Origin of the sequence: Coraliomargarita parva (assembly GCF_027257905.1) — a bacterium.
Classification (GTDB): Bacteria; Verrucomicrobiota; Verrucomicrobiia; order Opitutales; family Coraliomargaritaceae; genus Coraliomargarita_A; species Coraliomargarita_A parva.
The window spans coordinates 397,565-421,408 of record NZ_JAPZEI010000001.1; the positions used below are offsets into that span (position 1 = coordinate 397,565).

At 51.8% G+C, this 23,844-nt stretch carries 11 protein-coding genes; all 11 read left to right on the top strand.

The annotated features are described in order from the left end of the window. Positions 1 to 88 precede the first annotated feature (88 nt). The gene (locus tag O2597_RS01540) at positions 89 to 7,378 is read left to right on the top strand and encodes a sacsin N-terminal ATP-binding-like domain-containing protein (protein ID WP_269522411.1); all 7,290 of its coding nucleotides are present in this window, start codon (positions 89 to 91) and stop codon (positions 7,376 to 7,378) included. A gap of 8 nt (positions 7,379 to 7,386) precedes the next feature. Then, positions 7,387 to 10,122: a DEAD/DEAH box helicase gene (locus O2597_RS01545; RefSeq protein ID WP_269522412.1), complete on the top strand. Its 2,736-nt coding sequence runs from the start codon at positions 7,387 to 7,389 to the stop codon at positions 10,120 to 10,122. 11 nt (positions 10,123 to 10,133) lie between these two features. Beyond that, a complete protein-coding gene (locus O2597_RS01550; protein WP_269522413.1) occupies positions 10,134 to 12,221 on the top strand; it encodes a 3'-5' exonuclease in 2,088 nt (695 codons plus the stop codon). Between the two features lie 70 nt (positions 12,222 to 12,291). Continuing rightward, positions 12,292 to 14,061, top strand: coding sequence for a DEAD/DEAH box helicase (locus O2597_RS01555; protein ID WP_269522414.1), 1,770 nt, complete (start codon positions 12,292 to 12,294; stop codon positions 14,059 to 14,061). A gap of 1 nt (position 14,062) precedes the next feature. After that, positions 14,063 to 16,114 (top strand): UvrD-helicase domain-containing protein, encoded by a 2,052-nt coding sequence (locus O2597_RS01560; protein ID WP_269522415.1) that lies wholly within the window; start codon positions 14,063 to 14,065, stop codon positions 16,112 to 16,114. After that, a complete protein-coding gene (locus tag O2597_RS01565) occupies positions 16,089 to 16,976 on the top strand; it encodes an HNH endonuclease (protein ID WP_269522416.1) in 888 nt (295 codons plus the stop codon). Before O2597_RS01560 ends, O2597_RS01565 begins: the two co-directional genes overlap by 26 nt. Positions 16,977 to 17,027: 51 nt before the next feature. Next, positions 17,028 to 20,000 (top strand): AAA family ATPase, encoded by a 2,973-nt coding sequence (locus O2597_RS01570; RefSeq protein WP_269522417.1) that lies wholly within the window; start codon positions 17,028 to 17,030, stop codon positions 19,998 to 20,000. Beyond that, positions 19,990 to 21,036 (top strand): 5-methylcytosine restriction system specificity protein McrC, encoded by a 1,047-nt coding sequence (locus O2597_RS01575; RefSeq protein WP_269522418.1) that lies wholly within the window; start codon positions 19,990 to 19,992, stop codon positions 21,034 to 21,036. Before O2597_RS01570 ends, O2597_RS01575 begins: the two co-directional genes overlap by 11 nt. Positions 21,037 to 21,121: 85 nt before the next feature. Continuing rightward, positions 21,122 to 21,721, top strand: coding sequence for a vWA domain-containing protein (locus tag O2597_RS01580; RefSeq protein ID WP_269522419.1), 600 nt, complete (start codon positions 21,122 to 21,124; stop codon positions 21,719 to 21,721). An 85-nt stretch (positions 21,722 to 21,806) separates the two neighbouring features. Further along, on the top strand, positions 21,807 to 23,297 hold the full coding sequence (locus O2597_RS01585) for a DUF2779 domain-containing protein (protein ID WP_269522420.1): 1,491 nt from the start codon (positions 21,807 to 21,809) through the stop codon (positions 23,295 to 23,297). Between the two features lie 7 nt (positions 23,298 to 23,304). Further along, complete coding sequence (locus tag O2597_RS01590) at positions 23,305 to 23,586, top strand: DUF6361 family protein (RefSeq protein WP_269522421.1); 282 nt, start codon at positions 23,305 to 23,307, stop codon at positions 23,584 to 23,586. Positions 23,587 to 23,844 lie beyond the last annotated feature (258 nt).

Below are 23,844 nucleotides of genomic sequence, written 5' to 3' on the forward strand. Positions count from 1 at the left end.
CTTCCGCACAGCCAGCACCTATCAGCCAGCCGGGACACGACCCGCTATTTTTGAAATGTAGACAGTCGTGCTAAGACCTTTTCACGCCATGCAAACTCAACCACCGATCCAAGACTCGATTGACCAAACGGATGGCGAATCCGTAGCCGGGGGTTTAGATCATTCCGTTGAAGCTGACATTGCGGAGATCCGGAACTTACTCGCTGGCTATGCAGGCGAAGCCAGCCTACTAAAGGAACTGATTCAAAACGCCGAGGACGCTGGCTCGGAGGAGCTGGTTCTACGCTTGCTACCAGGCGATCCTGCCGCGCCACATCCATTGCTACAAGCACCGTCACTGGTTGTAATCAATGATGGCGACTTTACCCCCGCCAACTTCAGTGCGATGAAGCGGGCAAGCCTGGGCAGCAAGGCGGCCGACACAAAGTCGATCGGTCGATTCGGCAAGGGACTGAAGAGTGTGTTCTCCATTTCCGAGGCGTTTTTCATCTTCGCAAAAACCGCCCGCAGCCTAGGCTGGCCAAAGGACGATCGCTTTTACCTGTTGAATCCCTGGGCCCACCAGCGTCAGGCCTGGATCGATGAGGCGACATCTGCTCGGACTGCCATTGCTCCTTACCTGCTACGACAATTCGCCTCGCTCGATGAACCGGAGCGGCCACGGCTCGGACTTTGGCTACCGCTGCGACAACGCAGTCAAAGCCCAAGCGAGCATTGCATCCGCAACCTCTTTCCTGGTGATGAGGGAGATATCTCCAATTCGTTGGCAAGAAGCCTAGAGACGCTTTCGCATCAGTTGGTCCTGCTCCGAAAACTCAAAGATATCTCACTTTGGAAAGGTAGTGAGCCGATTGCCAGCATTCGATTCGCTCAGGCAGGACAACGCATGCCCGATCCGGAATCGGATGGTGGCCAGGTTCGCGGAACTGTAGTTTACTCCAGAGACGGAGCACATACCGAACTGGCCTATACCATTCATTCAAACCACGCAGGCGAGGCCTTGCGTGACCTGACAGAATCGGATGATTGGCCGAAGGTGATCAGCTATGATGCGAATGGAGAGGCACACTACGACGAAAACGATAAGGGACTCCCTCATGCCGCTCTGTCACTCGTCCGCAATCCTACGCCTAGGGGAAAGCCCACCTTCGAAACAAGCTGGGGTGTCTTTCTACCAGTCAGAGATCAACCCGAAGATGATCCAATCATACTGAACAGTGGCACGGATGCAACTTACTGCCTGTTTCTCCATGCCTACGCATTTCTCGATGCACAGCGCACCAGGATCGATGGCCTGGATTCAAGCTTCGATGGCAAAGCACCCGATTCACAAACGGCAATTAAACGCAGATGGAACGAGCGTCTGATACGGAAGGCACTTTTGCCCAAAATCCCCGGACTGCTTCATACTAGCCTGAGCACACATGGCGGCACGATGCCCCCGAAAGATCTGGAGGAAATCGTGCGTGCTTTCAGAGAAACTCATACATGGAGAGTATTTCGTAGTGATATCTGTGAACAATGTAGCTTACTACAAGAGATTACGCCCAGAGGCATTCAATGGGTGGCGACCGAAAAACCGATAGTCCGCCTGCCTGCATTCGAGGAACCCGAACACCTATTTAAAACCTTTCCTGGCCTACTGAAACTCAATGAGCAAGTGACGCTCACCAATCAGGATCAGCATAATTTCAGTGCCTTAATCTGCGCGGAACCTGCTCTTCCTGATGAATCACAGATCAAAAGTATCTTAGAGTCGGTGAATGGTCCACTTGACGCAAACTTACGGAGATGGATTTACCAGCTACTGCCATCCAGTGATACCTACACATTGCTGGGCAGAGAGCCGGATTGGGCGGACATGGCCCGACGACTACCGCTCTTCCAAGTGACCGATAACTTGGCGAGTAATCCGCAAGCGAAGTCAGAATACTGGTCGGTTGACCGTATACTACAGGAAGAATCGGTTTTCCTACGTGAACCGGAGCATCGCTCACGACTTAATGCCGCACAATGTGCACTTTCGGACTGGAAACCTAAATTCTGCGAACGCCTCCCCCACTGGACGAGAGCACAGATTAAAACGCTTAGTCTCGAAACTCTGGCTGACTGTGTTGTCACACAAAGTTTGAGCAACAATGCAGAGGACCGGAAGCAGCTCCTCCAGCTACTGAAGTCTTCCAACTCGCAAGTTGCCATCCAAGCAGTCCGTTATCTAGTGCATGGTGATCCGACTCATATCGAAGATCAGGATATGCTCCTGATACAGGGCCTGAATGATGACTCGTTGATATTTGAAGCCCTCCAATCCACACTCCCCACAGATCGGAAGTGGTGTCTAGTCTCGGAAATATGGAACCAAGACTTCGCATTGCCAGACCATCAACACAAGTTCCGTATCCTGCGCATTGATGCCTCCAGCCTGACTCAGCATTTACAGGAACGTCTGCAACAGTCGGCAACAATCACATTTCCAGAAACTTGGTCGGGGGCTCAGTTCGAGCGACTGCTTCAACTCATCCTAGAAACAAGTGCTCTGGATGCGTCATCGCGTAAACAACTCGTCAGATGCCTCCCCATCCACTTACCTATCGGTGTCGATGGCGCTCCAGTCCCTCTGGAGGATGCCGAAGGAAATGATCTGGGCTTTGTGCTGGATTCTCCTGAATTCCGCAAAAACGAGCGTCGAAACATATCGCAGTCTCTATGGGAGACTGCGCTCGAACGGTGCAAAATCATCCGACTGGCGGAGCAAGCAGGCCCCCGAGGGCACCAAAACACTCTCTTTGAAGTCGGAGAGGACAAGCGTGAGCTTGGTTGGGAGATGCTGTCTGAAGCCTGCCTCTCTGCCTCCTCCCCTGAACGCTTTGCACCCATCATCGCCACAGCACTCGGCCGAGGTGCCCTCACCTCAAGAGTGAGCCAATTGTTGAAAACCACTGCCTGGTTACCCTTAGTCGATGGCAGTGTGATACGCCCCGAACAAATGGTGGATCTCGGCAGTGCGAACGACACGATCGTTTCGCTCTACTGTAACGGGTCTGGGGACGCACAACTAAACACTGTGATCTATGTTCCGGAACAGATACTTCCCGAAATACTGGAAATACCGGGCTTCCGAGGCATCTACTGCAACAATTTCTGCCACAAAGGCCGGGCAGCGTTGAGACATGTTTTCGAGCACACAGCAATGCGTGAGGATCTGCGTATGGGGCTGCTCCAGGAACATCTGCCCGAAGACAGTGAAAACTTCCTGCACCAGCTGAAGAATCTAGACGGACTCCCGGCAGCAAAACTCCTAAGCAGCTTATTCACAGCTAAAGACACCCCGGAATGGCAGCAAAGCATTCTCGCTGCGGAAACCGAATCGGGGCGTCCGATCTTTAGATCGTTTCTCGATGTTCAACGATTGCTGTCGCTACTTGCATGCTTATCCGAGGATTCCACTGAGAATGCACTCAATGCTTACCTCAAGGCCTTTGTCGCGGAGGGTTATACACAGGAACAACTCGCAGGAATTAAATTGAAGTCACAAGCGGGGCGATGGAAGCGTGCTGAGACTCTGGTGTGGCCGAGCCATGGGATCATCCCCGACGCACAGCTCTGTGATCAACAGGCTGAAATCCTAAAGAAGCTACAAAATGATCCCGCAAGTGACGCGCCACTTAGCGACTCCAAAAATGAGGACGAATGCTTTCTGTCCAATGAAGAACTCAAAAGTTGTCTGCTGCCAGTAAGTGCCGAATTGGGACCTGCCGTGACCGCGGCATTCATTGCTATTTTAGGCAACAAGGATAACCGCGATGCACTTGTTCTCGATTTACTGCCTCCTAACTTAAAATACGAGAGTGTCGACGAGTTCCGCAGATTTTTATTGGACGACATGCACAACGGCCACGATCTCATCGCACAGATGAGCCTGCACCGCTACCATTTCAACAAAGTGCAGGGCACTAACATCAGTCAAAAGTCACTCGCCGGAACTTCATTGACCGTCTCCATGTCGGAGCAACCAGACAGTCTGCTGGTTGGAGACCCAGCCCGAATCTTCTTTCAAAGTGCCCCAATTGGGCTATCGACCCGGTTGGAAGTGCTGGATCGCGAGCAGTTACTCTCAGCGGTCATATCTGCTGCCGATACAATCATACTTCGACGGGTATTGAATAACGTCTACTTAGACCGACCTCCCAGTATCCGCAAGGCCTGTGAGGTGCTCGCCGAAATGAGGCCCGACCTGCGCCAAGCACAGATTGAAATTAAACTTTCACTGGCCGAGAGGATGCGAATGCTTCGAATCAGCGAAACAAGTCAGCTATTCAAAGAGGCCGCACGTTTTGATGAATGCTTGCAATTGGCAACTGCAGCAGAGATGGACCGCGAGGCCAATCGCAACGACCTTGCGGAGAAAAAAGAAGCAAAAGCGCGAACGATTCGAAAAGCTACTGCAGATACACTTGTCCAGCTTCTGAGAAACAACTGTAGCGAGGCTGCGACTGCTGTGGCTGCTGTTAGAAAAAAGATGCAGTTGCTCAAATACGGACCGCAATCCGTGTTACCCGAGATATTCCAGAATGCAGATGATGCCTACGTAGAGCATCGCCTGCTGGGTCGAGAACCCCAGACGTCACCCGTAGTCATCGAGTTAACCAAAGAGTATCTGCGCTTCGCACACATGGGGCGCCCCATCAACGATGCAGGCAATTTAGCCGACGTTGACCGCAGACGAAACGATTTCCGGCGTGATGTCGTCAAAATGTTGACCCTGAATTTTTCGGACAAGGAAAAATCAGACGAGAATCCGACCGAGCCATTGACGGGTAAGTTTGGCCTCGGCTTTAAAAGTGTCTATTTCCTAACTGATCATCCGGAGGTGTGGAGCGCCCCACTCCGATTCTCAGTCATAGGCGGCATCTATCCAGACAATGTTCGTTCAGACACGCTCCATCTCGACTCCGTGGCACAGGAATTATTCCCAGAAGGTAAAAACTCGGGAACGGTTTTTCATTTACCCTTGGCTCAAAACTACGAAGAGGCCAACAGGCTAGTTACTGAATTCTACAATCTCTCAGTCTGGTTTCTACTTTTTTCAAAGCGCGTGACTCATATGCAGTTCCGAGGGAACATTGAGGGATCTTTTTCAATGGAGAACGTTCTGACCTTCGGAGATAATAATAGAGACATTTTGCTCTACCCGAAGGTTAAAGAGAACTTGCTCGTATTGGACTGCTCCGATCAGAACAACAAAGCCCAAGCCGTGTTGGTTTTGCAGGATCTCAAGGCTAAGGCACCAGAAGACACAGTCGCCCGCCTTTGGGTAACCACTCCACTAGCTGATGCAATGGAGGCTTCATGGGTGATCAATGCCTCCTTCGAGCCCGATGCAGGACGATCCCACGTTTCGTGGAGGGACGAGAAGAATCGCGAAAAAGCAGCAGCCTTTACTGCGAAACTGCATACCCGCCTGCTCGCTCTAGTGGAGCATGTCGGCCAGCATCCTACACTCTTCGGAACAACATACGACTTCTGGTTATCGGTCTGGAAACTCTTTCGCACCAAAAACCCCTGTTTCGACTGGAGCGATCTACTCAAGGGCGAAACAATCCATACTTGGGTTTGCTGGGCACGTGAGGTTGGTGCGTATCGACGGTTATGTGAGGCAAAGCCTGTAATACCATCCGGCCTACCAGGCAATCTAGGAACCCTGCTCAATCTGAATCAGATTCTATATCGCTTACACGGGGACTTTGCGAACTATCCGAAAATATTGGAAGCACTCTCGAAGTGGAGCAGCTTCAACCATGTGTGCCCCAGAGGACGAACAGTTTCATCTGAAATAGCAAATGACCTTTTGGTTCACTTTCCAGAATTGAGCTTCCAGGAGATACGACTTTTCGATTGTTTACGCTCAGAAATCCCCTCACTGGGTCCCATTCCGGAGCAGGCCATCGGACGCTTCCGAGCATTGGAGCATGCCATCGAACAGATTACGGATCATGCATGGAAGAAGCGTCAGTTAGAGGCCTTCAAAGAAGTCTTCTCACAATGTCGGTTTGAGGCAAGGGATGGCGGAGCCTATCGAATCGCTTATCTACTGGTGACCAAAGGAGAATCGAACGAAGCATCACTCCTCGCAGCAATTGCACCTGACTCTAAAGTGCTGTCGGACGACTATAGCCAGTATAGCCATTTTCTAGGAAAGTTTATCACGACCTTCCAGCCCGACTCGGAAACGATTGAACAATGGGCACGCGAGGTAAGTGACGAAAAGATCGAAGCAGTCTTTAACTACCTACTTCGAGGAGAGAAGCGACAGACACTTGCAGATCGATTAAAGATTGAATGGTTTAATAGGCATCAAGAATCTTCCGCGTATAAGAAGCTTCATGATGCACAAAAACATGAGCTTCGCCGTCTATTTATGAGTGAAGCTTCAGGCACGGACCTTGGCAAGCTCCTTCGAGACTTAGATCATATTAGTGACGAGATCGGTGATGAGATTATCGTGGATGAATCCATAACACTTGAAACGATCTTTGAGTTTTGGAAAACATCCGCAGACATCAGCCCCTATACTTTAACCGGTGATTGGTGGGATGCCCTGACTGTTGGTATTGAGCTCCCTGCTGGAGGAACCCGTGAACGCGTATTACACGATACACTCGTCACAGATACCCCCGCTAGCAGCCTGCTGTGGTATCGCCTCTTCGCTATCGGCACTTTAATTTCGGCCAACCGGCGTTCACGGCAGTTGCATGACTTCCTCGAAAATAGCGAGGGATTTCCGGCCATTTGGAACGCAACGAACTCCAAAGCATACCAAGCAGCAGTAGACATAGCCTTTCAGCAAATAGTTGGTCGCGACGTCCCAGATGAGCAGGCCAGCCAAGAGAATGCTATATTCTGGCGTCGTGTCTTCTATGACCTCAGGAAAATCCATCATCTTATCTTTGAGAACCAACTTCATCTCACCTTCATGGAGTTGGTCGAGAATGATGAACGCCCTTTTAATCAAGTTGCTGTCTTTTTGCGTTCAGGAAGACTACGTGACGGCCAATCGTGGACAGGCACGCTGGGTGAATCTATGAATGGTCCGATCCTATTTATACTCCGTGAACTGCATCGAATCGGACTATTCAAAGGGCGGCCAACCGACCCAAGGCCTCTGTTCTTCAGCCGATATACTGCGCATGTATTTAGTGCTTTAAAATTATCGTCAACGTCTTCGCCCCCTGGATTTGATAGTGCCTTTGAATTAAGTAAACGCTTGGAAGAAGAAGTCCAGGAACTCTGTGTTAACAGCATAGCGACAGAGTCCGAAGCTGAAGCCTTTCTCAACGCCTATGACATGCCATTACTGCACTTCATGCTCACACGATAATCTAGAAAATGAAATCCATCGTATGCCATCGCAATCACCCCGAATGGGGCTTTGGACTAGTCCGACAAAAAGACGAAGACCCATTCGGAGAGGTCGTCTATCAAGTCGCGTTTGATCATGAGAACCGGCTGCAGCCTTGCATCGAAAAAGACTTAATCACGTGCCCTGACGAAAGCGAGATAGTCATTGAGAGCCAAATCGCATCGATTGATGTGTTGAAGCGAAAACTGTTGGCCGGCTTGATTATCGGTGAAAACATTCGAACAGGAGCCTTCATGCGCTCAGCGTTGAAGCCACTGCCGCATCAGGTCTATTTCCTGGATCGTATTCTCTCTGGCGGACGACTCGGTCACTTAGCTGGGGATGACGTAGGACTGGGAAAGACCATAGAGGCAGGCTTATTGATCAATCATTTCTATAAAGAGCGTCAGCCTTGCAAAATACTAATCCTCTGTCCCGCAGGCCTAGTCCTCCAATGGCAGGATGAGATGCTAGAACATTTCAATCTAAGATTTGCAATTGCAGGCCAAGGAAAAGACTTCGATGCGAAATCTGAACCAGGCTGGGAGGGGCGGAAGCTTGTAATTGGATCGATCGACACGCTCAAACAGGATGACCTCTTTTCCGTAATTCGCAATGCAGGTCCCTTTGACTTGATCATCTGCGACGAAGCACACCGACTGTCCGCACGACGTGATTTTCTTTCTGGTGAACTTCGAACCACAGCCTCTTACAGATTCATTCGTAAACTACAGGAAAACCATGCGGTCCAATTCGTTAACAACGGAGATGGAAGTCCACGCTCGCCACAAATCTTATTACTCAGTGCCACACCGCATCAGGGAGACGACCTTCGCTTCGCACTGCTTCTTGGCCTAATCAGACCCGACCTATTTTCGTCTACGGATAAGGATACACTGCTCAAAGCTCTAACCCGAGAGAACCTGACCGCTTGCCTGACAAAGACGGCAAAGTCACGTGCGATCGACTGGGAAGGGAACCCAATTTTTAAAGGACATACAACGCATACTCGATCTGCCAGCAGAACCGTTGAAGAGGAGGCTGTCGAAAAAGCACTCAGCCAATACTTACGAAAAAGTATGGAGGCTCGTCATGGTGCCAGTCGTTCACTGAGTCTCGTAATAGAATTGGTGATGCACACATTTCATAAGATTGCTGCATCAAGTTGGGCAGCCCTGGAAACAGCGCTCTCCATGCGTCTTTCTTCACTGCGTGGTGAAACTAAGAAACCTCGCAGCCAGTCATCAATGACCGATAGCATACAAAGTGAAGAGGGGCTCCAGAAAGCGACTAATACAGAGGCCTTCTATGAAGGAGAAGATGAGGATTTGGAGTCGCTGATCGATCAGATCCAATGCCTAAAGGAAGACAGCAAACTGGATCTCTTCCTTGGAATCGTAGGCGAAATTGAAGCGGCAGAACAGAACGCTAAAATCCTTATATTTACTCAATACTATGCAACACAGGAACTCTTAGTCAGACAGCTCGCTAAACTTTTTCCGGATCAAGAGACGGTCACCGTAAACGGTAGCATGGGCGTAAATGAACGCCAGGAGGCTCGAAGACGCTTCGAGCAAAAAGCACGATTCCTTGTATCAACCGAAGCTGGCGGCGAGGGTGTAAACTTTCAGAAAGCCTGCCATTACATGGTAAACTATGACCTACCCTGGAATCCGATGCGTCTCCAACAACGAATTGGACGCTTGGATCGCTATGGCCAGAAGCATGAAGTAAAAGTTTACAACTTAATGGTCCAGGGCTCATGGGATGATAGAATCACCGTAAGAATCATAGAGCGCCTGAAAGTCATTCAGAACACGATGGCTGAGGCATCAGACCATCCAGAAGACTACTGGGATATGATCCTAGGCGAAGTGGGCGATGCAATCGATCCCATAGAATCATTTACGGCACATTTAAACTCTGGGGTCGAGATGACTGACCAGGAAATCGACGAAGAGCTCAAAAAGGCGCGTGCAGCAATACAATCCGGTATCGCAAGACACTTGCATGACACCGGTTTTTCAGACCTGTCAACATTGCCTGTTCCCAGCTTAGAGGCAGAGCACTATCTCAAAGCATTTAAAGCACTACTATCCGCACATGACATTCCATTAAGGGCGGCACGCTCATCTGAAAATGAGTGGCTGAACGGTGTATTTCAGTTTGATCCGCCACCTGCTTTCAGAGAGACAAAGCTAAGTGCAACCAAAAGCCGCTATATCGTATTTGATAAAGATCGTTATAATGAAGTTCGTGATCAAGTTATTGGGAGAGCTCGCGGACAAGAGATCAAACCTCAACTAGTTGGCTTCGGTGAGGCCTTTAATGACTGGCTATTTGAGTCTGCCTTTTCGGCCAAAGCGGATCAACGCCTGTTTTCACTGCAAGCCAGTGAATGGAAGGAAGGGTCTGGTTGGTTGAAAATCGCGGCCTTACGTTGGCGAGGAGAACGGCGGCAACTCCGAACCCCGGACACATTGGTTGTAATATGGATCGGAGAAGATGGTAGCTCTCGTGAGCTGACCACAAATGAAGTAATGCAAATTGTTGATCACTCAGCACAAGGAGAAGCTCCAAAGAGCGAACCTCCATCAGATGATGTCGGCAAAACTATTGTGCAGTCTCGTTTACGTGACTTAGTCGAGTTAAACCCTGAATCTCGCCTACTTGCCGGCTGGTCTTGGTTGGCTACATCTTGGGTCGAGTCTCAAAAATCCTAGCATAGAATCCAATGAACTTCAGACTCGCTAGCACCTTCAACGATAGCCTTCTCAAGCTTACCGGCGACGAACAGAAAGTAGCCAAGACGACAGCCTTTGACTTACAGCTCAACCCGGCAAACCCGGGGATGAGTTTTCACAAGCTAGATAAGGCAAAAGACAAGAACTTCTGGTCGGTCCGGGTAAGTCGTGACATTCGTATCATCGTCCATAAGACCAGTGCCGACTTGTTACTCTGCTATGTTGGCCATCATGATGATGCCTACAATTGGGCGGAGAGGCGAAAACTGGAAACGCACCCTAAAACCGGTGCCGCACAGATTGTCGAGATTCGAGAGACCGTGCAGGAGATATTGGTGCCGGTCTATATCGAGGAGGAGCAAGCAAGCCTCAAGAAGCCTGCGATTTTTGATCAGTATTCCGAAGATGAGCTTTTGGACTATGGTGTGCCTGAAGAATGGCTGAACGACGTCAAAAAGGCTGATGAAGATAGTATTCTCGAACTGGCGGAGCATTTGCCGGAAGAAGCAGCTGAAGCTCTCCTTGAACTCGCGACGGGGGGCACACCAGTCGTAGCTCAAGTTGTAAGCACTCCAGACGATGCCGTTAATCCGTTCGAACATCCGGATGCTCAACGCCGCTTCCGCGTAATGACCAATGTCGAAGAATTGGAACAGGCTCTCGATTACCCATGGGAGAAATGGACGATCTTCCTGCATCCCTCGCAGCGTGAAATCGTCGAGCGCAGCTATTCAGGACCGGCTCGCATTTCAGGCACGGCTGGAACTGGTAAAACTATCGTAGCACTGCACCGTGCAGTCTATCTGGCACGGAAGCATGAAGATGCCCGCATTTTGTTGACGACCTTTTCCGACGAACTAGCGCAGGCCCTACGCGTTAAACTTCGACGACTAATCAGTAATCAGCCGATGCTGGGCGAGCGAATCGATGTTGAAGCAATGAATGCGGTCGGGCAGCGTCTTTACCTACGTAACCAAGGCGACAACTTGCTGGCTCCTGCTCCTGAAATCGAGAGACTAATCACTGAAGCAGTCGAAGCTACTGGTTGCACACAGTTCAGCTCGCGTTTTCTGGCTTCCGAGTGGGAGCAAGTCGTCGATGCATGGCAACTTCAGATATGGGAAGATTATCGAGATGTAAAACGTCTTGGCCGTAAAAGCCGACTCACAGAATCTAAGCGTCAACAGTTATGGGAGGTCTTTTCCTTCGTTCAGTCCAAGCTAAACGAGCGGAATCAAATAACACAAGCTGGGCTATTTACTGAATTAGCAAAAGGGCTTAATGAAGCGACGCATCCTGCTTACGACTTTGCAGTCATCGATGAAGCTCAAGATGTCAGTGTTGCACAACTACGATTCCTAGCGGCACTAGGCAACGACCGCCCAGAAGCTTTGTTCTTCACAGGTGACCTGGGCCAAAGAATCTTCCAGCAGCCGTTCTCGTGGTCCAGTCTTGGTGTGAATATTCGAGGACGTTCAAAGACGCTGCGTATCAACTACCGGACCTCTCACCAAATCCGTCGACAAGCCGACCGTCTGCTCGACCAGGAAATTTCAGATGTAGATGGAAATACCGAAAAGCGAACTGACACCGTCAGCGTTTTCAATGGGCCAGCCCCGAGGATTCAGTCCTTCGACACGGAAAATGAAGAAATCGAGGCGGTCAGCACATGGCTAAAGGAATGTAAGGACAACGGCATCGCACCAAACGAGATGGGTGTTTTTGTTCGATCCGAAAAGGAACTGGATCGCGCTCAAGAAGCCATCGCTCAAGCAGGTCTAGTGGCACATCAACTCGCTCAAAGTCTCGATGTCAAACGCGGTGCAGTCGCACTAAGCACGATGCATTTAGCCAAAGGCCTCGAATTTCGAGCGGTAGCCGTCATGGCGTGCGACGATGAAGTCGTCCCAAGCCAAGAACGTATCGAGCAGATCGGAGATGCCGCCGATCTGGAGGACATCTACAACACGGAGCGGCATCTACTCTACGTGGCTTGCACAAGAGCACGCGACCACCTCCTAATCACCAGCACAGTCCCTGGCTCAGAGTTTCTAGATGACCTCAGAATAAAGCTTTAGACTATGGCTCTGAGCAAAGCACATTGATCAAACAGTGCACAGCCGCACCTCGTGCTAATCTTAAACTAAAATGCATCAGCAATCTCCCAACCGCGAAATCTCAACCGACGACCTGCGTGAGCAACTGCTGAGTTTAAGCGAATTCACAGCTGCGGAGTTCGCAGCCCAACGCAGCGGCTATCTGAAACTTTGGAAGATGCCACTTGAGAAGCGGATCGCAGAGGGGCTTTGCATTGCCGGCCTGAACTTTGAGCGTCGGACCACGGAGGGGCAGTATCGCTTCCGCTACCGTGAGAATGAGACGGATTTTCGGGAGGGTGACTTCCTTCGTCTGAGCACAGGCGATCCGATGGAGCCTTTAACAGAGTGCGTCCTCGTGGCGGAAGATCCCCCCTTTGTTACACTGGATATATCGCGGAAGGACTTTAATTTGGGTGCGAGCGGGGACCTTTACCTCGATGCATCCTATTTCGACCTTGAAAACATTGTGATGCAGGGAATTGACGAGATCGGCACGACAATCCGTGGTCGTGAACGAATTCTACCACTCCTGCTGGGTAATATGATCGAGGATGAAGTCGACCAGGAGGCCTACGATACGGCATGGACGGAGAGCGAAGGTGCAGGCTATAACAACAGCCAGAGCGACGCGATTGCTGCAGGTTCGGCCTCGCAATGGTGCAGTCTGGTGCAGGGACCTCCGGGCACAGGCAAAACGCAAGTGCTCGCCAACATCGTGGTGCAACGTCTGGCGCGTCGTGAGCGGATTTTAATTACCGCCTTCACTCACCGGGCCATTCATCAGGCGCTGCGAACGATCAAGAAGATCCTACCCAATGAAGATCGCATCGTAAAGATCGGCACGCACATACCCGATCCGGACCTACCCGTCTCGCAATACGAGAGCTTTGCCGAATCTCCCTTGGCCGATATGACCGGGGGATACGTAGTGGGGGCCACGGTTTTCGCCACACGCTCTTTCCGGCTGAAGGGCATTGATTTCGACGCACTGATCATCGACGAGGCGAGTCAAATGACACTCCCCTACGCTGTGCTGGGTATGCTGACCAGTGACTGCTACATCATCATCGGCGACCCGCAGCAATTGCCGCCGGTCATTCAAAGCTGCGGGAGTAGTGAGGCGCATGAGTATTCGATCTTCAAGACACTCCAGCGCAACAACGACCTGACACTCTTGGACACCACTTACCGAATGAACGCCGTGATAGCGGAATGGTCGAGCAATCAGTATTATAATGGGCAACTGAGCTCGCATAGCTCGGCCGCGAATCGAAAGCTTCAGTTACACTTTCAGCCGGAAGCAGACTGGCTGCAACACGCGCTCTCTCCGGATGCGCCACTCACTTGGTTGGAACATACCGAGCGGGGATGCCGCAAGCTCTGCATGGAAGAAGTCGACTTGGTTAATCAATTGCTTGGTGCCCTCCTAAGCTCGGGACTCTCAGCGAATGAGGTGGCGGTCGTGACACCCTACCGAAAACAAGCAAGAGCCATTCGGCAGCGGCTGAAGCAGTCGTCTTCTCAAGCCAGCAGCATGTTGTCTGAAGTCGTCATCGACACCGTCGAACGCATGCAGGGGCAGGAACGTGAGGTAATCATAATCAGCTGCGTTTCCAATGAGCCCAGCTTTATACGAGCTGTGGCCGAGTTTCTTTTTCTCCCCTCCCGCCTCAATGTGGCTGTGACACGTGCCCGTTCGAAAGTGATTTTGATCGCCAGCGATTCCTTACTTGATGTCGACAGCATGCAAAACCAAGTCGAAGAGGCCCTAATGGTCTGGCAGAATTTAAAGGCCAGTGCAGAGGTAATACGCGTGTAGTATGGCTCTCCTGCTTCCAGATCTGAAGGGGCATAAACTGCCCAAAGGCATTGCCCCGATATGCAATCGTCTTAAAGCCATTCAGTCGGATGATCTGGTCTGCCGTCTGGCTCTTCAGATTGCCGGCACCGCCCTGCCTGAGTTCTTCCTTCTCTATAAGGAGCGACACGCTTATCTGGTATCGGTCTCGACCGTTCAAACGGGCGAGGTTGAGGATCAACTTCAAGGCGACCTTTTTGAATCGGATCAGTTAAAAATCTTCCAAGATGAATTCGGCCTCAACCAGCGAAAACTCCTAGATGATTGCTATCAGCACATCCTGAATCAATCGGGTCATGCCTCAGATTTACCCGTATCCCGCTGGATACTCTTTCCAAATCTTAACCAACACGTGCTCGACCGTGTAATTCAAGTGCTAAGCGATGAACGCTACACCCTGATCGCCAAAGAGTCCTGCAATGCTGGCGCGCTTCTCGCCTTAATCGAGAAATCCTCCACACATGCGACTCCCAAGGAAGCAGTGGACCAGATTCGGCAACTATACCACTCCGCCGAACTGGCCCCCAAAGCTGTCGAAGAAAGCAAGCATCGATATGGTGCGCCGCGCGACATTTTCCTGGATGCCAATCAGGAATGGCTCGTAAAAGTCGACCTCGACTTGTCGGAGGAAGGACGCGTGCTGGTAGAGTCCGGGCATCGACTGGTCACAGGCAGTGCTGGTAGTGGCAAATCGGTTATTCTGCTGCACCGTGCCCGACTGCTCGCCGAGATGAATGCCAAGCACCGAATTCTGGCGCTGACTCACAATCGGCCATTGAACGAATATCTACTCGGACGATTCGGCCAACTGAGCCAGACCGCATCCATCGAATGGACGACCTTCTTTTCGTGGGTCGCCAAGCACTCAAGCTCAACGCACATACTCAAATCCTACGAGCAGACACGTCTGCTCAATAATCTCTTGAGCCAATCAAGCCTGAAAGGACGGTTAACGACGCAGTTTATCGAGGATGAGTTCAATTGGCTGACCAACAACGATATTTCCAGTCGCACAGACTATCTGGAAATCAATCGGGTCGGTCGGAAGCGTCCCTTGCAGACATCGATGCGCGAAGAAGTTTTCGACCTGTATATAGACTATCGAAAGCAATTGTGTGCGATCAAGAAGACGGATTGGCCCGGCTTTGCTCTAAAATTCCTGCAAGAACTGCGTGCAGGTAAAATCCGAATTGAAGCCTATGATGCGATCTTCATCGATGAAGCACAGTTTTTCGTTCCGGTTTGGTTTGAATGCGTCCGACATGCTCTCAAACCGGACGGGCAATTATTCATGGCCGCCGATCCGACACAGGGCTTTCTTGGAAGTGGCCAATCCTGGCAACAAGTATCCGGGTTACAGTTACGCGGGAAGAGCCATTCGCTGACACGTCCTTATCGAAACACCCGAGAGATTATAGAATTTGCCGCACGATTCTACAGGTTTAGGATCGCTGACGAGGAGGAAGCCGTCAACTTGCCTACAGACGAACAGATCCGGCAGCTCCCGTCCGGCACGATCCCGCAACTGTATCAATTCTCCGCACCGCAGGATCAGATCAAATGGCTGTCCGACCAGGTCGTTCAGGTCGTCGAAGGAAACAAAAGACTGCCAGATCAAATCCTGGTCTTGATTGAAGACAGTGCACAGGTGGATATCTGCGTCGATATCATCAATCGAAAGAAGCCGGACCTAGCGGTAAACGCGAAAAACAAAGGTCATAGTGGCAAGGTCCGCGTCTGCTCCATGAATGCCGCCACTGGCCTTGAAGCACCACTCGTATTCGTGCTTGGACTCGATCGAATCTTTGAAGAAGAAAGTGCCCTGCAAAATGATCCCGAAGATACTCCAGAGCGCATCCATAGAAATACACGCAAAATCTACATGGTGCTCACCCGTGCTATGAGCGAGTTGGTGATCTGCTTTCACCATAAGTCCGTAAAAGAGACTCTCTTGGGATCTCGAAAAGTAGCCTCCCCTAAACCCACGAATGCCGCTCCCCTACACCAGTCTTAACCCCAATCGTTCCAAGGCCAAAGGCTGCGCCCCGCACAAGCCACTATTACTGTTGTGCATCCTGGATATGGCGGATTCCGGTGAGCTGGATCCACCGCTATTGTGTAAGACACCGGGTCTTCGGCTTCGTTTTGATGCCTACTGGGCGATTTGCCAACCACGCTGGGGCGGCTTGCCGGGACTGAACCAGCCTTTTCACTACCTCAGCTCTCAGGGCTTTTGGACGACGCAGACAAAAGAAGGTGCCCCCAGCCGAACCGACCGGAGCACGCACTATGTGGAATTCTGCCCAGAGTTCATCGAAGATCTGACCGATACCGGAAAGCGCGACCAGATCCGTCGGATTCTGGTCGAGACCTGGTTTCCCGAACCGGAACAGCGGGCCCTCTACGCGGCCTTTGGCTGGTCGTCGGCCAAGCTGGCTCAAATCGAGTGGAAGGAAGCCGTCAATGAGGATGCTGAAGCCACCGGCCGCGATGCGAATTTCCGCGTGCGCGTGGTCACCCAGTATCAGTTTACCTGTGCCCTGACCGGCTACGGACTCCACACGCAGAACGGGCATGCCCTCGTCGAGGCCGCCCACATCCATCAGTTTGCCAAAAGCCGAAACAACCATCCCAACAACGGCCTCGCTCTGACTCGCGACGCCCACTGGATGTTCGACAAAGGGCTTTGGACTGTCTCGGACGATCTTCACGTCCTCGTCGCTGATTCCATATTCAAAGAATGGGGCCCCGAGGTTCAGTGGCTGAAGGCACGTCATCAACAGCCGGTCATCTTCCACACGAACTCACAGCTACGCCCCGCACCCAAACATCTGGAATGGCACCGCACACATGTTTTCAACAGCATGGACAACTAATGTCCTAGGAGCTTTGATTGAATACAAATTTATCCAACCCCGATCTACATCATGGCACGAATCAGCGATCACAACATCACCCCGATTTTAGAAGCAGCGGAACAATGGAAAACGACTTGCTTAACTAAACCTGGCTCCATTTTCGGCGATGTATCCATCTGGAGCGACAACCTACTCTCTGAATTCAATGAGCACTTCGTCAGTAAGCCGGATTACGGGAAGGACGACTTCTTTAGCAAGCTGGAGAAGCAGGTGAAGTCCGGCAGTCGACAGCTACCCAAACTGGTAGCCGAAATCCTGTGGCTCTATTATCTCTTTCCCGCCTATGTAACACATAAGACCAAGGTGGAGCAAATCTGTGAGGTTTATCGATGGTCGGGCGAAGAGCTGAATCCAGAACATCCGATGTTGGAGGCGCTCCAATCAGGAGTGGGCGGTGCCGGTATGGCTTATAATATTAAGCGGCCCAACGAGATCGAATATCTCTACAAAATAGTCGTTGCTTTCCGTAATCTCGATGAGAACCAGCAAGACAGCCTACTTACAAACGCTTGGGATTTCTGTAACTGGCTCGATGCAACAAGTAACTCGATCAACAGCTCGAATCGTATCTTTCGACACATCTTCGCATTTCTTTTGTTTCCCGACCAGATCGAACGAATTGCCTCGAAAAACCACAAAGTGAAGATCGTGAAGCGCTGGTCAGACCTGGCAAAGGACGCCCCTCTAGAAGGAGGTGACTCAAAGCTAGTCGTTCTGGATAAGCAACTACTGGCAATCCGCCGGCAACTGGAAGCAAATACAACGGACGTCCCTGTCGATTTTTACTCGGAACCATGGATCTCTGGATGGGACGATAATTGGACCCAAACGCCAACAAATGAGAGCATCGAAGAGGATATTGCTTCCTATGGTGAGCTGCATCCACTCATGCAGCGTTTCAAAGCCATCATGACGGACTTTGTCGATTTCAATAATCCCGGGCACAAATTTCAAGAGGGTGAACTGGATTACAAACACGAGTTACTGGAAGCCTTCCAGAATGAGCAGGAAGCCATAGAGTCAAAACTGGATCAAGGTGATGTCATTGGGGTCATCGAAGATCTTAAACGACTCATAACTAAGACCAACCTAGTCAACTGGCGAGGTTGGGATTTAATGTTCGGAAAGCCGGTCAACGAAGCAGCGAGCCTAAAGGTTCTTAATCTTATCAGAGAACTGAGTCAGGGCCGCTACAGCGAGGGTAAGCTGGAGCCGATCTTTGAAGTGTTGAGCGAACATAAGCTTAAGCCCGGTTGGACTCTGCCGACAGTTCTCCTCTGGCTTTGGAATCCAGAAGAATACTATCCGGTCAAAAGCCATTACATACGAGACTTTGCGACCCAATTCGGGCGCAAGATGAAGATGGCTGCGTTCTCCTCGGAGCACCTCCAGAACTACATGCAACTGGGTTTCGATACCCGCGAGTTGCTTGCCCCGTGGAAGCCAAACGACTGGATCGATGTGCAGTCCTTCATGTGGGTCATTGGTGCCTGGAAGAATGAGGGCGCACAACTAGGCGAGCCCTTTGACACGATCTTTGCGAACATGGAAGAGGGGATGTTCCTGCTCGATCTGATCGAACAGGGGCTCGTCGCACTCGGAGTAGACGCGGACAGCGAGCCAGACCCACGACTTGCACTGACACTGCCCAAATACACAGGTCGCATCAGGACACTGCGCGCCAACTTCGGCGCATGGGTTGCAATGAGCATCCTCCGCACAAAGGATGGGCAACGTTACTTCCAATTTACCTGCAAAGAGGAACTTGTGCCTGAAGGCACCGTTGAAATGGACGGGATTACCGTCTTCACTGACTCACAGGGGGCGAAATTCCCGGTTATCCAGCTTCCCGTCAGTGCCTGCCTGGAAAACGATATATCCGGGATTCTTATCGAATCCATGCTGGCGATGGGGCAACACTTCTCAAGCTGGAAGGGTAGTTCCTATCGCCAACATAATATCCCACGCTTGTATGATCTCTTCTTCGACATCGAGCGCCGTGAAGAGCTACTGATAAATGGCCTTGATCTGGCAGATGTTGATGAGTCCGCAGGAGACGATGATATAGTCGGGCCGGAACCAGTCGACCCTGCACCCAAAGCATACACCAAAACCGAAGCACTCACAGAGCTCTTCATCGACGAAGCGACTTACGACCGTATGGCAACACTGCTACGTCGAAAGAAGAACCTGATACTGCAAGGTCCTCCTGGCGTGGGTAAGAGCTTCCTGGCCAAGCGCCTGGCCTACTCATTGATGAGAGAAAAAGACGCGAAGCGTGTGACGATGATCCAGTTTCACCAGTCCTATGCCTATGAGGATTTCATTCAGGGATACCGTCCGAGCGGTGGTGACGGCGCCAGCTTTGAGAAGCGGAACGGTGTCTTCTACCGCTTCTGCAAGAATGCGGAGGCCAACCCGGATCAAGATTACTACTTCATCATTGATGAAATCAACCGGGGGAACCTGAGTCGCATCTTCGGAGAGCTGATGCTCTTGATTGAGCCAGACAAACGCGGCGAGCACTACGCCCTCCCCCTGACCTACTCACCAGGCGAACCATTCCATGTGCCGGAGAATGTGCACCTCATCGGCATGATGAACACGGCGGACCGCTCTCTGGCGATGGTGGACTATGCATTACGCCGGCGCTTTGCTTTCATGGATCTGAAGCCGGCCTATGGCAGCAGGAAATTCATTGACCATCTGGTCGGCAAAAATGTGCCGGAGGTCAAAGCGAAGCAAATTCAGACCGGAATGGAAGCGCTCAATAAACAGATAGCCGAAAGCACGCGCGACCTAGGACCGGGCTATTGTATCGGACACAGTTTCTTCTGCCCGACTAGTGAGGTCGATGACATCGAACTCTGGTATCGTGAAATCATCGAAACCGAAATCCAGCCCCTACTTGAGGAATACTGGGCCGAAACGGACCATGGTAAGGTAGCAACAGAGGTCGGCAAGTTGCTGAATGGAGAGTAGAATTCCAGTCGAAAACATCTACTACCTGCTCTGCTACGCCTGGGACCAGCTGGAGCAGGGAGAGCTAACTGAGGTCGATTCCGAGGCCTGTGAGACATTACAGGACCTCTTTGCAAAGGTTTTGGTTGAAGGCACCCAACGTCTAATCAAACAAGGCTTTCATCGCGGCTATCTCGAAACGAGCGAAGAGACCGGCTCTCTTCGGGGGCGCATTGCTTTTGCCCCTTCGGTGCGGCAACTGAGCTGGACCAAGGGGCGAATGGTTTGCGAGTTCACAGAGTTGAGCTACGACACCTTGCCAAACCGCATACTGAAGACGACGCTTCGTAATCTGCTGTATACCGAAGGCATTGATTCCAAGCGAAAGGACCAGATCGCCGGCATCCTGCACCACCTGCACGAAGTCAACCCGGTCCGTATCAGCTCCAAGTTGTTCCGCCGCATCCAGTATCACCAGAATCTGCGCTACTACCGGTTCCTGATGAACATCTGCGAACTAGTCCACGAATGCCTGATCCCAAAGGAGGGCAACGGACAGTCACAGTTCCGGGATTTCCTCAGAGACCACCAGAAGATGGCCAACATGTTCGAGGAGTTCGTGAGAAACTTCTATAAGCGGGAGTCTGACTTCAAAGTGGGCAACAGCACCTATAAATGGGAGGGCATTTCGGAGGCGAGCGACCAGGCAAAAGCACTTATACCCACGCTCAATACAGACGTTGAACTCCGCAGAGGCAACGAACTGACGATCCTGGACTGTAAATTCTACCACAAGGCGCTGACTGAGAACCGGGATAAACAGCGATTCAAGACAGAGAACCTTTACCAGCTTTATGCCTACATCATGAACCGGCAGCTCAAGGAGCCGAAACTCAGAGTTTCAGGCATGCTGCTCTACCCCGAAGTCGACGAAGGCTTTTGCCACCGATTCACGCTCCAAGGCCATCCAATGTGTATTGCCACCATCAACCTAAGTCAGCCTTGGCAACAGATACACGATGAACTGTTGGCTTTGGTAGAAGTCAGAATTGACTAACGAATGGCGCTAAATTGATCCCGAGAACACAAGGCACACAACCTAGGCCAACTAATGTCCCACCCAGGCGGTAAGATAAGGAACTATGAATAACGACCTCACCTACATCGCCTTCATTCTCGACCGCAGCGGCTCCATGCAAAGTATGGCCCAAGAAGCCATTGGCGGCTTCAACGCCTTCATCGAGGAACAGAAGAAGGAACCGGGGGACGTGCGGCTTTCGCTCGTGCTCTTTGACCATGAATACCAGCCGACCGTGACGGATATGCCGATCCAGGAGATGCCGCCACTGACCGCCGAGGATTATCAGCCGAGAGGGACGACAGCCCTGCTCGATGCGATGGGCCGGACCATCGACGACCTGGGTAAGACACTGGCCGCGCTGCCGGAAGCGGAACGACCCGGCGGCGTAATTGTGGTCACCCTGACCGACGGACTGGAGAACGCGTCGCAGGACTACAGCAGCGCAATGGTTGCCCAGAAGGTGAAGCACCAACAGGCAAAATACGGCTGGCAGTTTCTCTTCCTGGGCGCGAATCTGGAGGCGGCCGAGCAGGCCGAGGCTTTGAATATCCAGAGGGCCGACCGTTCCGTCTATGCAAGCGTGGAAGAAGGGATCGCTTTCAACTCGAAAGAAATCTCGCGCCGCCGGCGCGAACAGCGCACAAAGAAGATCGGCTTCTGAGTTTAGAGCACTTGCTGAAGTGCTACGACGTATCCTGTCGCAGCGATCGGTAAGATGGTTCCCACACAAATCAACCGTTCTCCCCATGCGACAGCTCTCCAAATCGAAACTCATCGCCTATAGACAATGTCCCAAGCGTCTCTGGCTGGAAATCCACAAGCCGGAACTACGGGACGACAGCGGCTCGGAAGCGAGCTTTGCCATCGGCAACGAAGTGGGTGACGTAGCCCGGGTCCTCTATGATCCCGACCAGACCGGTGAAAATGTGGACCCGAACCGGATCGGCTGGGATGCCGCCTATGAACGGACCGCAGCGCTCCTGCAAAGCGGCGAAGCCCCGATCTTCGAAGCCGCCTTGCGCATGCCCGGCGCCTTGGCTCTGGCCGACGTCATGTTGCCGGACCGGTCCTTGGCCGAGCTGCACTGGCGCATGATCGAGGTGAAGTCCTCGACCGGCGTGAAAGACTATCATCTGGATGACGCCTCGATTCAGACCTATGTCGCCGAGCAGTCCGGCATCCGGCTCTCCCAAGTCGGGATCGCCCATATCAACAACCAGTTCGTCTACCAGGGCGACGGCGACTACAAGGGGCTGCTGGCGATCGAAGACATCACCCAATACGCCAAGGGCCGCAGCGCGGAAGTCGCCGGGTGGATCGAGCAGGCCCAGGCGGTTGCGGCCGAGGCCAACGAACCGCTGCGGCTGCCCGGGCCGCACTGCCACACGCCCTTTGCCTGTGGCTTCTGCGAGTATTGCTGGAAGGACATGACGGTCCCCACCCATTCCCCCAACCTGCTGCCCAGGTTACGCTCGGAGAAATTCGAAGACTGGATCGGGCGCGGGATCTTTGAACTCCATGAGGTGCCCAACGACGAGATCAACGCAATCCAGCAACGCGTCAAAAGCTGCACACTCCGGAACGAGACCTACTTCGATGCGGCCACCGCCGGCAAACGCTGCCAGTTTGATCTGTATCCGGTCTACTTTCTGGATTTCGAAACCGTCAATTTCGCGGTGCCCCGCTGGAAAGGCACCCGTCCCTACCAGCAACTGCCCTTCCAATACAGCCTGCACAAGTGCGTGACGGCCGGCAGCATCGCGCATCGCGAATTCCTCGACACCAGCGGACAGGATCCACGGGAGGTCCTGGCCCGGCAATTGATCGAGGATTGCGGCGACCGGGGTCCGATCTACGCCTACAATGTCGGCTTCGAGAAACGCGTCCTGCGCGAACTTGCCGAGGCCTATCCAGCACATGCAACTAAACTAGAGGCGATCAGCGAACGCATGAAAGACCTCCTGCCGATCGCAAGGGACTGCTACTACCACCCCTCCCAGGAAGGCAGCTGGAGCCTGAAAGCCGTGCTACCGGCGATCTGCCCGGACTTGAGCTATGCCAGCCTCAAAGAGGTCCAGCATGGAGGGGCTGCAGTAGAGGCCTACCTCGAAGCGATCTCCCCGGAGACCTCCAGCGAGCGAAAAGCGGAACTTCGCGAACGACTGCTGGAATATTGTAAGCTGGATACCCTTGCCACCGTGAGGATCTGGGAGTTTTTTAGAGGCAATACGAAATAAGTATTTTATGGGCGCAATTGGTTGGATCGACTTCTCTTCTGAACACCGCGAGAAAATGCGGGCAGCCATTGATTGCCTGTCCACCCCAGGTGCGATCGACGAACTTGGCATAGGCACCATTCGCGATGCATTCGCTGATATACTCTTCCCAGGCGTCTCTACGATCCAGACAAGGCCAAAGTATTTCGTTCAAACGGCGCGACTCGTTGAAGGGAGAAATGGACTAGCGGCAGCTTGCGCGTTGCTTGGTGAAGTGACTACCGATCTTTATATTTTGGCCCCGTTCTGAGCATCCTCAAACAACGGCTTCGGATATAAACAATGGGCACGACCATAGAAATAAAAATCAAGTCAATCATGTAGACCGAGTGGTAGCCATAACTGCTAAACAAACAGACTCCTGATAGGGAGTAAGCAAAAAAGACATAAAAATTAAAGTCGCTAGCGTCAGTTTGAACTGAAAAGAACTTTTTGAATAGCACAAATAATTCACCAGCGAAGACTGACCGAACCAAATAGAACACAGCAACAATCACCGACATTGTAA